This is a genomic window from Rhizobium sp. 'Codium 1', assembly GCF_020889605.1.
Taxonomy (GTDB): Bacteria; Pseudomonadota; Alphaproteobacteria; order Rhizobiales; family Rhizobiaceae; genus Allorhizobium; species Allorhizobium algae.
The window spans coordinates 346,581-360,862 of record NZ_JAJGPW010000002.1; the positions used below are offsets into that span (position 1 = coordinate 346,581).

Below are 14,282 nucleotides of genomic sequence, written 5' to 3' on the forward strand. Positions count from 1 at the left end.
GCATCCTCGTCGACGGCCGGATCGCCTATCGGCTGGACTACCACGGTGGCCTGATCAAGCGCTGACAGCCCTTGCTATTCTGGACAATCCCGTGAAAATGCCTAAAGGAAAGCCACCCATAACAAGGCGCTAGATTTTAGGCATGGCCGCACGCCAACGCATCATTCCCGTACGCCGCGAATACAATCGCTGGGTGGCGAACCAGACTCTCGAAGACTATGCCCTGCGCTTCACCGCCAAGAGCGCACGTCAGTTTTCCTCGAGCCGGATTTCCCAGACCGCGATCGGGGCGATTTCCTTTCTCGCACTGGAAGCGATCGGCGGAACGATCACCATCGCCTACGGCACGACCAACGCCTTCTTCGCCATCGTCGTCGCCGCGATCCTGATGCTGCTGGTCGGCGTTCCCATCAGCAAATATGCAATCCGCCACGGCGTCGATATCGACCTCCTGACCCGCGGCGCCGGCTTCGGTTACATCGGATCAACCATCACCTCGCTGATCTATGCCGCCTTTACCTTCATGCTCTTTGCCATCGAGGCCTCGATCATGACCAAGGCGCTGGAACTCGCCTTCGGGATTCCGCTCTGGCTCGGCTACATCATCTCGGCGATCGTTGTTCTGCCGCTCGTCACCTATGGCATCCGGATGATCTCGAAGTTCCAGCTGCTGACGCAGCCTTTCTGGATCATCCTCAACATCCTGCCTTTCGTCTTCATAGCCTTTCTCGACTGGGAGAAGATCGATCTCTGGCGCGCCTTTGCCGGCATCGACCACACCAATGCCAATCTGGGCCAGCCGGCCCCCTTCAACCTGCTCGAATTCGGTGCAGCCTCGGCGGTCATCCTTGCCCTGATGCCGCAGATCGGCGAACAGGTCGACTTTCTGCGCTTCCTGCCGCCGGAAGGGGCCCGCAAACTGCATCACCGCATCGCCATCTTTCTTGCCGGCCCCGGCTGGGTTGTCCTGGGCGTCCCCAAGCTGCTCGCCGGCTCCTTCCTCGCCGTGCTGACGCTCTCCACCGGTGTCCCGATCAGCGAGGCCGCCGACCCCGCGCATATGTATGTCGCAGCCTTCGGCTACATGCTGCCGAACGAGACGGCAGCCATGCTTCTGATGGCCGGTTTCGTGGTCGTCTCCCAGCTCAAGATCAACGTGATGAATGCCTATGCAGGCTCGCTCGCCTGGTCGAACTTCTTCTCGCGCCTGACCCACAGCCATCCGGGCCGTGTCGTCTGGCTGGTCTTCAATGTTGCCATTGCCCTCCTGCTGATGGAGCTTGGCATCTACGGGCTGCTCGAAGAAACGCTCGGGATCTTCTCGATCATCGCCATGAGCTGGCTTTGCGCCATCTCCGCCGATCTCTTCATCAACAAGAAGCTTGGCCTTTCACCGCCGGGCATCGAGTTCAAGCGCGCCCATCTCTACGACATCAATCCGGTCGGCTGCGGCACGATGGCGCTGTCCGCAAGCCTGGCCCTGGCCGCTCATTTCGGCGCCTTCGGCTCGACCATGGCCTCGCTCTCGACCTATGTCACGCTTGTCGCCTTTGTCATTTCGCCGTTCTTCGCCTGGCGGACGGAGGGCAAATACTACCTTGCCCGCAAGCCGCGCCACAGCTGGAAGAACCAGACCGATATCACCTGCTCGATCTGCGAACACCCATTCGAGCCGGAGGACATGGCCTGGTGCCCCGCTTATGCAGCCCCGATCTGTTCGCTCTGCTGCACGCTCGACAGCCGTTGCCATGACATGTGCAAGCCGCATGCGAAGATCAACGCTCAGGCCGCAACCGTCGCCCGCGCCTTGCTGCCGAAATCGGTGATCGAGACTTTTGCCACACGCCTTGGCCGCTACGCCATGACGGCCATGATCTCGATTTCCGTCATCGGCGTGATCCTTGCGGTCATCGCCCATCAGGTGAATGCGGCAACGCCCGAAATGACCGATGTGGTCAACCGAACGGTGACCGTCGTCTTCTTCATCTTCGCCATCATCGCCGGCATCGTCACTTGGTTCTACGTGCTCGCCCATGACAGCCGCGTCGTGGCAGAAGAAGAATCGTCCCGCCAGAACACGCTTCTGCTCAAGGAGATCGCCGCCCACCGCAAGACGGATGCCGCTCTGCAAAATGCCAAGGAGACGGCAGAAGCCGCCAACCGTGCCAAGAGCCGCTATGTCGTCGGCCTCAGCCACGAACTGCGCACCCCGCTCAACGCCGTGCTGGGCTATGCCCAGATCCTCGAGCGGGATGAAACCATCCCCGTTCCGCGCCAATCCGCGATCAAGGTCATCCGCCGTTCGGCCGACCATCTCTCCGGCCTCATCGACGGCCTGTTGGACATTTCCAAGATCGAGGCCGGCCGCCTGCAGGTCTTCTCCAATGAAGTCAATATCCAGGACTTCCTCGACCAGTTGATAGACATGTTTGCCCCCCAGGCTGCAGCCAAAAGCATTCTTTTCGAACATCAGCGCTCCCGGAATCTGCCGCTCTATGTCCGAACGGACGAGCGTCGCCTGCGCCAGATCCTCGTCAACCTGCTCTCGAATGCAATCAAGTTCACCGACGAAGGCACGATCCGGTTCGATGTCGACTATCGTAGCCAGGTCGCGACCTTCACGATCAGCGACAGTGGCCGTGGCATCTCGGAAACGGACCTGAACCGAATCTATGAGCCCTTCCAGCGTGGCGAAGCAGACAATGTCCGCCCGATGCCGGGGCTGGGGCTGGGGCTGACGATCACGAAACTCCTGACCAACACCCTGGGCGGCGAGATAGCCGTCACCAGCGAACGCGACAAGGGATCCACCTTCAAGGTCCGGCTGATGCTGTCTGCCATCGACCGCCCGAACACCGCCCCGGCCCCGGAGCGCCGGATTGTCTCCTACACGGGTCCCCGGCGAACCATCGTCGTCGTCGACGACAACGAGGATCACCGCGAACTGATGCGCGAAGTCCTGGCTCCGCTCGATTTCGTCGTGCTGACGGCGGCAGGTGGACCTGAATGCCTGACACTGATCCATGGCGTCAAACCGGATCTCTTTCTCGTCGACATTTCCATGCCCGGCATGAACGGATGGCAACTGGTCGAAAGACTGCGCGATGCCGGTCAGAAGGCACCGATCCTGATGCTCTCGGCCAATGTCGGCGATGCCCCGGCAGCCGATGGCGAAGGCCATGACGACGCCATTGCAAAGCCGGTCGACATCTCCCGCCTGCGCGACAAGCTCGCGCGTTTCCTCGGCCTCGACTGGATCTATGCCGACAATCCGCGCCTCTTGCAGCAGACAGTGCGCCAGGATCGGCCACTCTCGCCGGGCGCGCTGCATCTGGAGGAATTGATCAGTCTCTGCGATATCGGCTATGTGCGCGGCATCGAGGCGAAGCTCGCCGAACTCGGAAGCATGGGAAGCAATGCCGCCTTCATCGAAACCGCCCGCGCTTATGTGCGAGCCTTCGACATGGCGGGTCTGCGCAACTTCCTGACCTCGTTTGAAACCGGCAGGGAGTCGATCCATGGCTGAGGCGAATCGCCGAGACATCGTGCTTCTGGTGGACGACAGTCCCGATGCTCTCGGCTTCCTGACCGAAGCTCTGGAGGCCTCGGGCTATTCCGTCCTGATCGCCACCTCCGGCCACGGCGCCCTGTCGATCGTCGCCCGCATCAGTCCCGACCTCATTCTGCTCGATGCCGTCATGCCTGGCATGGATGGGTTCGAGACCTGCCGCACCTTGAAGGCGGATCCCGCGGTCGCCCAGGTGCCTGTCATCTTCATGACGGGTCTGACGGAAACGGAACATGTCGTGAAGGCATTGGAATCCGGCGGTGTGGATTACCTTACCAAGCCGATCAACATCGACGAACTACGCGCCCGCATCCGCGTCCACCTGTCGAATGCCCGCTCCGCCCAGAGTGCGCGCGTGGCGCTCGATGCTGCCGGCCGGCATCTGCTCGCCATCCGCGGTGACGGCCAGGTGCACTGGACGACACCTCAGGCGAGCCGCCTGATCGAAACCGCGATCGGCCATGCCGACGGCATTGGCGAAGTCGCAAAGGCCGCAGCCGCCTGGCTGTCCCATCGCCGCGCCAGCACGGCCGCGCAATCCGAATCGAACTTCCCCTTCCCCGGTGCCACCGGGCTGCCACTCACACTCTCGCTGCTGGGCACGATCGGCGCGGACGAATATCTCTTCCGCCTGACCTCCGCCAACCGTCAGAGCGAAGACGAGATGCTGCGTGAACGCTTCAGCCTTACACACCGCGAAAGTGAAGTCCTGCTCTGGATTGCCAAGGGCAAAGCCAACCGCGACATCGGCGAAATCCTGGGGCTCTCGTCCCGCACGGTGAACAAGCATCTCGAACAGATCTATTCCAAGCTCGGCGTCGAAAACCGCGCTTCGGCCGCCGTGAAAGCCGCGGACGTTCTGCGGGAGACGTGAGAGACAGCAGGCAGCAGGCAACCCGCCAGCCGACGCAACGCCGCATAACACCAGAGGCTTGCCATCACACGCCCGGGCGATGGCCAGATCTCGCCGGCCTCCCGTCCGCTGCTCATTGGCTACGGCCCTTCTCCTACCCTTCAAAAACGCAGAAAGCCCGGCGCGAGGCCGGGCTTTCCGTCGGTCCGATAAAGGATCGAATTAGTCCTGGAAGTACGAGTACTTGCCGTCCTCGCCCTTCTTCCAGGTGTACATGACGTAGTCCGGACGGGTGATGTCGCCCTTGGCGTCGAAGGACAGTTCGCCGATAACGGTCGTGTACGGACCCTTTTCCTTCAGCGCCGTGGCAACGGCTTCCGTGTCGGCCGAGGCAGCAGCCTTGGCGGCGTCAGCGATGACCTGGAGAGCAGCGTAGGAATACAGCGTGTAGGCTTCCGGCTCGAAGCCGGCATCGCGGAACTTCTTCACGGCGTCAGCAGCGTTCGGGTTCTTGCGCGGATCCGGCGGGAAGGTCATCAGAGTGCCTTCAACTGCGTCACCGGCGATCGAAGCAAGTTCGTTCGAGGTGATGCCGTCGCCGGACATCAGGGTCGCGTCCAGGCCCTGGCTGGCCATCTGGCGCATGATGAGACCGGCTTCAGTGTGCAGACCGCCGAAGTAGACGACGGATACGCCGGCTTCCTTCATCTTGGCGATCAGAGCCGAGTAGTCCTTTTCGCCGGCAGTGATGCCTTCGTAGATGACTTCGGTTACGCCGAGTTCGTTCATTGCCTTCTTGGTTTCGTCGGCAAGACCCTGGCCGTAAGGCGTCTTGTCATGAACGACGGCAACCTTGGCGTCCTTGAAGTTGTCGGAAATGTACTTGCCGGCAACGGCGCCCTGCTGGTCGTCACGACCGCAAACGCGGAAGGTGTTCCACAGGCCACGCTCGGTGTAGTTCGGGTTGGTCGAAGCAGGCGTGATCTGGAGGATGCCGTTTTCGGCATAGACTTCAGAAGCCGGGATCGAGACGCCCGAGTTGAAGTGACCGATGACGAATTTCACGCCGTCAGCAACGAACTTGTTGGCGACGGAAACACCCTGCTTGGCGTCCGACACGTCGTCGCCGAGGACGACCTTGATCATTTCACCGTTGATGCCACCGGCAGCGTTGATGTCGGCAGCAGCCTGCTCGGCACCCTTCTGGAGCTGTGCACCGAAAGCCGCGTTCGGGCCGGTCAGCGGGCCGGCGACGCCAACCAGGATATCGGCGTAAGCGTTGCCGCCGAAGGCAACCATGGCCGTCAGCGCAACTGCCGAAAGAAGAGACTTCTTCATATTGTTACTCCCAAGTTTTTTGTGCGGGTTAGGTTGAAAACCCTGCGCAATACCCGCTGCGACTGCGCCGGAAAACTGTTCCACTCTTTGTATACGGCCGAGGCCTTGTCTTATCGCAAGTCGACGTCCTCTGCCGGCAATCTGCGACAGAAAACAACAACTTGTCAATCTTTGTTCTTCCACGAGAAATACGATGTTCTCTCGTAGAGCCAGTAGTAGTTGTCGACCATCTGCGTGGTGCGGCGCGACCGGAAACCGGCCACGGCAAACACCATCAGGATGACCACGTCGAGCACGTAGAAGAAGGGGCTGACGAAGGGACCCGCAAACAGCGAATAATGCAGGAACCGCATCGCGAAACCCAAGCCCAGCACGTAAACGAGCACCGTACCATAGCCGCTCCAGCCCTCGGCTGCGGCCTTGCCGGTCCGCCACGCGGTCCATATGCCAAGCAGCATCACGAGGAACCGCAGCACGAGCCGAACGGTGGTGTCGCTTTCGAAAAACAAACCTTGCATGTCAAATTCTCCCCGCGCTCAGTGATGGCCGCCTTCGAGATAAGCCGCGCGAACCGATGGATCGGCCAACAGCTGCTTACCCGTGCCACTCATCGTCACCTTGCCATTGACCATGACATAGGCACGGTCGGACAGCTTCAGTGCGGCGAAAGCATTCTGCTCGACCAGGAACACGGTCAGACCTTCTTCCTGATTGAGCCGCTTGATCTGTTCGAAGATCCCCTTGACGATCAGCGGTGCGAGACCGAGCGAGGGTTCGTCAAGCAGAAGCAGCTTCGGCCGCGACATCAGCGCTCGGCCGATGGACAGCATCTGCTGCTCGCCACCCGAGAGCGTACCGCCACGCTGGCTCTGACGCTCCTTCAGGCGGGGGAACATGGTGAAGATCTTCTCCACGTCCTCCTTGAAGTACTTCAGATCGTCGAGGCCGGCCCCCATCTGCAGGTTTTCCAGCACCGTCATGCGCGGAAAGATCCGGCGACCTTCCGGGGACTGGGCGATACGGCGACGTGCGATGAGATGGGTCGGGATCTTGGTGATGTCTTCACCGTCGAAAACGACCTGTCCGCTGCGCGCCTGCGGATTGCCACAGATGGTCATCATCAGCGTGGACTTGCCAGCGCCATTGGCGCCGATCAGCGACACGATTTCACCCTTGTGGACCTCGACATCGACACCCGCGAGCGCACGGATATTGCCGTAATAGGTTTCGACACCGGAAACCTTGAGAAGCGGTTCAGAGGACATCAGGCTTCCCCCCCGGCAATCGCTTCGACTTCGTGGATCACTTCGTCCAATTCTTCATCCTCGACACCCAGATAGGCCGCGATGACCTTCGGGTCGTTCTTCACGTGATCGGGCGAGCCGTCAGAGATCTTCTGGCCATATTCCAGCACCACGATATGGTCGGAAATCTGCATCACGACCGACATGTCGTGCTCGATCAGGAGCAGCGATGTGCCTTCGTCGCGGATGTTGCGCAACAGCGAGTTGAGCACCAGGGATTCCTTCGGATTGAGACCAGCCGCCGGCTCGTCCAGACACAAAAGCTCTGGGCCGGTGCACATGGCGCGGCAGATCTCGAGACGGCGCTGGGCCCCATAGGGCAGATCGCCCGCCGGATCGTCGGCGCGATCGGTGAGATCGGCCTTGTCCAGCCAGTAACGGGCCTTCTCGATCGCGTCGTTTGCGGCCTTCTTGTAGGCCGGCAGTCCGAGCAGACCGAGCACAGTGTAACCGGAGGCCTTCATCAGTGCATTGTGCTGGGCAACCAGCAGATTTTCCAGAACGGTAAGGCCCGAGAACAGGCGAATGTTCTGGAAGGTTCGCGCGACCTTGGCCTTCTTCGGGATCTCGAAGTCCGGCAACCGTTCCAGGAGAAACTCCTGGCCGGACTTGTGGCGCAACGTGATCATGCCCATCGTCGGCCGGTAGAAGCCGGTGATGCAGTTGAAGACGGTGGTCTTGCCGGCGCCGTTGGGGCCGATCAGCGCGGTGATCTCACCGCGCCTGGCTTCGAAGGAGAAGTCGTTGATGGCCATCAGACCACCGAAGCGCATCGACAGATGCTCGACTTTCAGGATGGTGTCATTGCTCATTGTATTGTTTCCGGAGATCATCAGCCGTGACCTTCCTTGGTAAAGCTACCCGAGACGGTCTTGCGCTCCTTGAGGAAGGCCGTCGGCTCTCTGCTGCCCACGAAACCGCGTGGCTTGAACAGCATGACGATGACCATGGCCAGGCCGAAGAGCAGCATGCGATAGAGCTCAGGCGTGAAGTCGGATCCGAAGATGTGCTTCAGGAACTCCATTTCGCGCAAGGCCTCGGTGCCACCGATCATGACGATCGCAGCGACCGCAATACCGGTCAGCGACCCCATGCCGCCGAGAACGACGATGGCGAGGATGACGGCAGACTCGAGGAAGACAAAGCTCTCCGGCGAGACGAAGCCCTGACGGGCGGCGAAGAAGGAGCCGGCAAACCCGCCGAACATCGCCCCGATCGAAAACGCGGTCAGCTTCGTCGTCACGGTATTGATCCCGAGCGAACGGCAGGCGATTTCGTCTTCGCGAAGCGCTTCCCAGGCCCGACCGATCGGCATGCGACGCAGGCGGATCGTGACATAGGCAGTCAGGCAGCAGAGCGCCAGGATGACGTAGAACAGATAGATCTTGTAGTAGGCCGACGACATCGGCAGATCGAACATCTTGGCAAAACCGCCAGCTGAGGCGTCGAACGGAATGCCGAAGAAGGTTGCCTTGGGAATGCTGGAGATACCGAACGTACCCTTGGTCACGTCCTGCCAGTTGATCAGCACCAGTCGAATGATCTCGCCAAACGCCAGTGTGACAATGGCGAGGTAGTCGCCCCGCAACCGCAGGACCGGGAAGCCGAGGATGATGCCCCAGAAGGCGGCAAGAATGCCGGCAAGCGGCAAGAGCAGCCAGAAGGACAAGCCGAAATTCTGTGCGAGCAGAGCATAGGAATAGGCGCCCACGGCATAGAAGGCCACGTACCCCAGATCGAGCAGGCCGGCGAGGCCAACGACGATATTCAGACCCCAGGCGAGCATGACATAGATCAGGATCTGGATGCCGAAGTTGTCGACATATTTGAGCGATCCCTGCACACCCGTCAGCGCCAGAATCACCGGCGGATAGAGGACGAGCGCGAGAAGCGCGATCTTGAGGAAATGCGTCTTGAAGAAGCTCGGTTTCGCATCGATGTCATGCACCGGCACCGAAGCGGACTTCTTCTCCTTCCGCGCCTGGAACCAGGGCGTGATGAAGGCGACCAGGGCGAAACGACCGACAGCGGCAATCGCGACGAAGGATGCAAGAAGCCCCCAGCGCGGGTACCAGATCAACTCATTCGCCATGTTCTGATCGGTTTTGATGCCGATATAGAGAATGAAGAGGCCGAGCGAGATGACACCAGCAAAGAGACCTTCCTTGATGGCGCGCGTCATCGTGCCGGAAGATACGGCACCATTTACATTTACGGGTTCTGTCATCGGATCAAACCTTCTCGACTTCCGGTCGACCAAGAATGCCGGTCGGCTTGAAGATCAGCACGAATGCGAGGATACCGAATGTAGCGACATCCTTGTAGGCAATGCTGAAGTAAGCGGACCACAGCGACTCGATCAGGCCGATCAACAGCCCGCCGAGAACAGCACCTGGAAGCGAGCCGATACCTCCAAGTACCGCCGCCGTGAAGGCCTTGACGCCCGGAATGAAGCCGTCATTGAACGAGGCGACACCATAATACATCAGGTACATCGTGCCAGCGACCGCCGCGAGTGCAGCGCCCATCACGAAGGTCACGGAGATCGTCCGGTCGACATCGACGCCAAGCAGCGCGGCCATCTTGCGATCCTGCTCGGTGGCGCGCTGTGCACGCCCGAGCGGAGTCTTGTTGACGATATACCAGAAGGCGGCGAGCAGGGCGGCGGTCACCACGACAATGATCACCTGCTTCAGCGCAATGGTGACATTGCCGATATGCAGGACATCACTGACCAGAGGCGGGATCGGCTTGTTGCGCGGCCCTTGTGAGATCTGGATGAAGTTGGACAGCACGATCGACATGCCGATCGCGGTGATCAGCGGCGCAAGCCGGAACGAACCGCGCAGCGGCCGGTAGGCCACGCGCTCGATCGTCCAGTTCCACAACCCGGTCATCAGCATCGCGACGATCAGCATGATGAAGAGCGCGAGCGCCACCGGAATTCCGGCGAAAAAGGATGTCAGGATGAGGAAGACGATGAGTGCGGCGAAGCCGCCAAGCATGAAGATATCGCCATGGGCAAAATTGATCATGCCGATGATGCCGTAGACCATCGTATAGCCGATAGCCACGAGGCCATAGATGGATCCAAGAGTCAGCCCGTTGATGAGCTGCTGGATGAAGTACTCCATATATTATCCCCCGGACGCCTGTTTGTTGCGTCTCATTTTGTTGTCCCTTGCGGGCGTAGGCGTTGGAGGATTCCATATCGTTTTGTCCGAAAATGTGAAGCCAAAAAGGCGGATCGGGGACAAAATGTTACTGTTAACGAGGCAGTTGACCCCGGATTCAACAGGCGACACAAAAAAGCAGCAGAAAAAGCCCACGAAATCAGCAGGTCGCCTTGGGCGACCCGCCGTCGTTGCGATGGAACTAATGCAAGCCCATTTTTGCGAAAAACAGATCAGCTTCTCATTCGCGACCCATTCGCGTCGAAAAGCGACAGAGGCTGCAGCCGGGCGGGCAGGATTTCCCCAAGAATTTCCACGCCCCACCCCTCCATTTCGTCGGCAATCTCCTTGGGAACATAACCGAGGGCGACAGACACGCCGCTCGGATGGGCGAAGCCACCGGACGTGACCCAGCCCCGAACCTCGCCATTGTACGAGATCGGCTCGTCGCCGATGACGTCGGCATCCTTCGCCTGGATGATGAAGGTGCGCAGGCGAAGCGTCCCGCCCGACAGCTTTTCTTCGAGCGCCGCCTGCTTGCCGACGAAACTCGCCTCCTTCTTGAGCGCCACGAAACGCGAGAGCCCGGCTTCGAGAGGCCCGTAAAGCGGACGGTATTCGCGTGACCAGCTACCGAAGCTCTTCTCCAGTCGCAGCGCATTGAGCGCCCTCAGCCCGAAGAGCGAGATGCCGAACTCCGCACCGGCCTCCATCAGCGTGTCGAAGACATAGCGCTGGTATTCGGGTCGCATCCAGATCTCATAGCCGAGATCGCCGGTATAGCTGACACGGCCCAGAATGACCGGTGCCATGCCGAGATCCATCTCACGGATCGCCATAAAGGGCAGAGCCGCGTCGGACATGTCGAGATGGGTGAGCTTGGAGATCACATCGCGTGACTTTGGCCCGGCGATCGACAGGCCCACGAGGTTGAGGTTCAGCGCCTCGATATCCACCGAGCCGTCATCGGGCAGGTGGGTTTCGAACCAGCGCATGTGGTAATCCTCGGCGATGCCCGAGCCGATCACGAGGAAATCTTCGTCATCGAGATTGGCGACCGTAAAGTCGCCGATCAGCTTGCCGGCCTCGTTGAGCATTGGTGCAAGCGCCATGCGCCCGACCTCCGGCAATGTGCAGGCGAGCATATGGTCGAGCCAGCTGCGAGCCCCCTCCCCGCTCACCATGTACTTGGCGAAGCCGGAGGTTTCCATCAGGCCGACGCTCTCGCGAACGGCCTTGGCCTCGCGACCGACAGCTTCGAAGTCGGTCGAACGGCGCCACGAAAAGGCATCCTCGACACCTTCAGGCGCAAACCAGAGCGCCGTCTCCAGGCCGTAAGACGCCCCAAATACGGCGCCCGCGCTCTTGAGCTTGTCATAGATCGGCGTGGTGAGCAGCGGACGCGCACCCGGCAGCTCCTCGTTCGGATAGCGGATCGAGAAGCGGCGGGAATAGTTTTCGCGCACCTTGGCATTGGTATAGGCGAGCGTCGCGTAATCGCCGTAGCGGCAGACATCCATGGCAAAGACATCGAAGCCCGGATCGCCTTCGATGATCCAGTTGGCAAGCGCCAGCCCCACGCCGCCCCCCTGGCTGAAGCCGGCCATCACTGCGCAGGCCGACCAGTAATTGGTCATGCCGCGCACCGGCCCCACGAGCGGGTTGCCATCTGGCGAGAAGGTGAAGGGGCCGTTGATGATCTTCTTGATGCCGGCATTGTTGAAGGCCGGGAAATGCCGGAAACCGATTTCGAGTTCGGTGGTGATGCGCTCCAGGTCTTCGGCCAGCAATTCATGGCCAAAGGTCCACGGCGTCTCGATCGGCGACCAGGGGCGGCAGTCCTTTTCATAGGTGCCCATCAGCATGCCGTTGCGCTCCTGGCGGATATAGATCTCGCCGTCGAAGTCAACGCAGTGCATCAGTTCCTTGCCCGTCGTCTTGTTGAACTCGACGACCTCGGGCATGTCCTCGGTGATCAGATACATATGCTCCATGGCGAGCACGGGCAGTTCCAGCCCGACCATGCGGCCCACTTCGCGCGCCCAGAGGCCGGCAGCATTGACAACATGCTCGCACCGGATCTCCCCCTTGTCGGTGATCACCCGCCATGTGCCGTCTTCCAGCTGCACCAGATCCTCGACCTTGGTGTGCAGGTAGATGTCCGCACCATTCTTCTTGGCCGACTTCGCATAGGCATGCGTCGTGCCGTAGGGATCGAGATGACCCTCATGCGGATCGAAGACGGCGCCGACGAACTGCTTCGGATCCAGGAGCGGCATCATTTCATAGGCTTCCTGCGCCGAAATGAGCGTCGCTTCACCGCCGGCATACTTGCCTTTTGCCAAGAGCGACTTCATCCAGTCGAAACGCTCCTTGGTGGCGGCCAGCATCAGGCCGGATGTCATGTGCAACCCGATGTCCTGGCCGGAATATTCCTCGATCTCCTTGTAGAGCTCGACCGTATATTTCTGCAGCTTGGCGACGTTCGGATCGCCGTTGATCGTGTGCATGCCGCCGGCCGCATGCCAGGTCGAGCCGGAGGTGAGCTCCGAACGCTCGAGCAACACCACGTCGGTCCAGCCGAACTTGGTCAGGTGGTACAGGACCGAACATCCGACGACACCCCCGCCGATAACGACGACACGCGCATGGCTCTTCATGGAAAACGCTCTCCTTGGCGGCAAACATTGATGCGACAAAGCTAGATTGCGCACGTGAAAGCCAGAAGACCATGCTGCGACGAAACATGTCGCATCGATAACACCAAGTGTTCTCTGGGCGGCGTGTCACAGCCACGGCCGGGGCGCCTGTAACCAGGGCCCCTTCGAACGGCCAAGTCAGCAAGTCAGGTCTGGCGAGGGTTCTGCGCCGCCGACCGCAGCGTAAACTCGGTCAGCTCTGCCGGCACACCGATCCTGAGCGCAAAGCCCGGCCAGAGCCCCGTGCCGTTGCTGACGTAGAGCTTCATGTCTCCGACCTGGTAGAAGCCGGAAACATAGCCATTGTTTGCCCGGGCGACGAGCCGGTCGAGACCGCGCACCATGCCGCCATGGGTATGGCCCGAAAGCTGCAGCGCAACGCCCCTCTTCGCGGCCCGCTGTGCCATATGCGGCTGGTGGTCGAGAAGGATGACGGGGGCAGAGGCTGGCGCACCATGAAGCGCCCTTTCCAGATCGGGCTCGACAGCGCCGCTAAACCGCGCCGAAAGATCGGTCACACCGGCAATCACAAGCCGGCCCTCGCCGCGCTCGATGACCGCATGGTCATTCGCAAGGATCCGCATGTTGAGTTCTGGGAAATGTGCCAGCCAACGGTCGACATCGAAGAAATATTCGTGATTGCCCGGCACCGTCAGCACGCCGTGACGGGCCTTGAGGCCCGCCAGTGGCGCAATGTCGTCGCGCCGGATGTCGAGACTTCCATCAATCAGATCGCCGGTGATGACGATCAGATCGGCATTAAGCGCATTGGTCTTCTCGACGACGGCCATTGCCCAGGCGGCCGTAAACAGCCGGCTGATATGCATGTCGGTCAGTTGCACCATCCGATAGCCGTCCAGATCAGGCGCAAGACCGGGGATCTCAACCTCGATGCGCTTCACCTTCGGCACGCGGATCGCTTGGCTGATGCCGAAGCTTGCGAGCAACAGCGCGGCGATCCCCATCGTGTAGCGCACCTCAGGCGGCACGACCGGAAACGACCAGGTGACGGCAAAGATCAGGATACCCAGCAGATCGAGGATCACCTGCATGGCCGCCAGCAGCACGATGGCGCCGAAGAACAGATTGAAGGCAATCACCAGTGGTCGAGGAAATTCCGGCGCAAAGACTGATCCTGACGTGAACCGGCTGAACAGGTGATATTGCGAGGCAAACAGCAGGAAGACGGCGAGCGAGAGCTTCGCCCACCACGGCCACGGCAAGGGGGCGATGAAGCGGGTTGCCACGATGAGCCATGGCAGCGAAAACATCAGATGAAACATGCGGGGGCGGGATCCTTTGCGCGGCGAACGCCGAAACGGTCCCCGCAATTCACTGCGAAGAATA

The 14,282-nt window shown here is 60.4% G+C and carries 10 protein-coding genes; 2 read left to right on the forward strand and 8 right to left on the reverse strand.

All coding sequences use genetic code 11. The features are described 5' to 3' along the window. Positions 1 to 142 precede the first annotated feature (142 nt). Positions 143 to 3,526, forward strand: coding sequence for an ATP-binding protein (locus tag LJE98_RS06840; RefSeq protein ID WP_229574416.1), 3,384 nt, complete (start codon positions 143 to 145; stop codon positions 3,524 to 3,526). Beyond that, entirely contained in the window at positions 3,519 to 4,442 is a 924-nt protein-coding gene (locus LJE98_RS06845) for a response regulator transcription factor (protein ID WP_229574417.1), read from the forward strand. The genes LJE98_RS06840 and LJE98_RS06845 overlap by 8 nt, the downstream gene beginning before the upstream one ends. Positions 4,443 to 4,643: 201 nt before the next feature. Here LJE98_RS06845 and LJE98_RS06850 read toward each other — a convergent pair whose 3' ends face one another. The 8 genes from LJE98_RS06850 to LJE98_RS06885 all read right to left on the reverse strand — a co-directional run bounded on the left by LJE98_RS06850 (position 4,644) and on the right by LJE98_RS06885 (position 14,218). Continuing rightward, positions 4,644 to 5,759, reverse strand: a complete 1,116-nt coding sequence (locus LJE98_RS06850) for a branched-chain amino acid ABC transporter substrate-binding protein (RefSeq protein WP_229574418.1) — start codon at positions 5,757 to 5,759, stop codon at positions 4,644 to 4,646. Between the two features lie 164 nt (positions 5,760 to 5,923). Next, positions 5,924 to 6,277 carry a DUF6867 family protein gene (locus LJE98_RS06855; RefSeq protein WP_229574419.1) on the reverse strand — a complete coding sequence of 118 codons (354 nt, stop codon included), beginning with the start codon at positions 6,275 to 6,277 and terminating at the stop codon, positions 5,924 to 5,926. An 18-nt stretch (positions 6,278 to 6,295) separates the two neighbouring features. Next, positions 6,296 to 7,024 (reverse strand): ABC transporter ATP-binding protein, encoded by a 729-nt coding sequence (locus LJE98_RS06860; RefSeq protein ID WP_229574420.1) that lies wholly within the window; start codon positions 7,022 to 7,024, stop codon positions 6,296 to 6,298. Next, positions 7,024 to 7,896 carry an ABC transporter ATP-binding protein gene (locus LJE98_RS06865; RefSeq protein WP_370660335.1) on the reverse strand — a complete coding sequence of 291 codons (873 nt, stop codon included), beginning with the start codon at positions 7,894 to 7,896 and terminating at the stop codon, positions 7,024 to 7,026. Before LJE98_RS06865 ends, LJE98_RS06860 begins: the two co-directional genes overlap by 1 nt. Then, positions 7,896 to 9,245 (reverse strand): high-affinity branched-chain amino acid ABC transporter permease LivM, encoded by a 1,350-nt coding sequence (livM, locus tag LJE98_RS06870; protein ID WP_420710120.1) that lies wholly within the window; start codon positions 9,243 to 9,245, stop codon positions 7,896 to 7,898. The genes LJE98_RS06865 and livM overlap by 1 nt, the downstream gene beginning before the upstream one ends. A 49-nt stretch (positions 9,246 to 9,294) precedes the next feature. Then, positions 9,295 to 10,197, reverse strand: coding sequence for a branched-chain amino acid ABC transporter permease (locus LJE98_RS06875; protein ID WP_229574423.1), 903 nt, complete (start codon positions 10,195 to 10,197; stop codon positions 9,295 to 9,297). Between the two features lie 272 nt (positions 10,198 to 10,469). Further along, positions 10,470 to 12,896 (reverse strand): GcvT family protein, encoded by a 2,427-nt coding sequence (locus LJE98_RS06880; RefSeq protein WP_229574424.1) that lies wholly within the window; start codon positions 12,894 to 12,896, stop codon positions 10,470 to 10,472. Between the two features lie 185 nt (positions 12,897 to 13,081). Then, complete coding sequence (locus tag LJE98_RS06885; RefSeq protein ID WP_229574425.1) at positions 13,082 to 14,218, reverse strand: metallophosphoesterase; 1,137 nt, start codon at positions 14,216 to 14,218, stop codon at positions 13,082 to 13,084. Between the last annotated feature and the right edge of the window lie 64 nt (positions 14,219 to 14,282).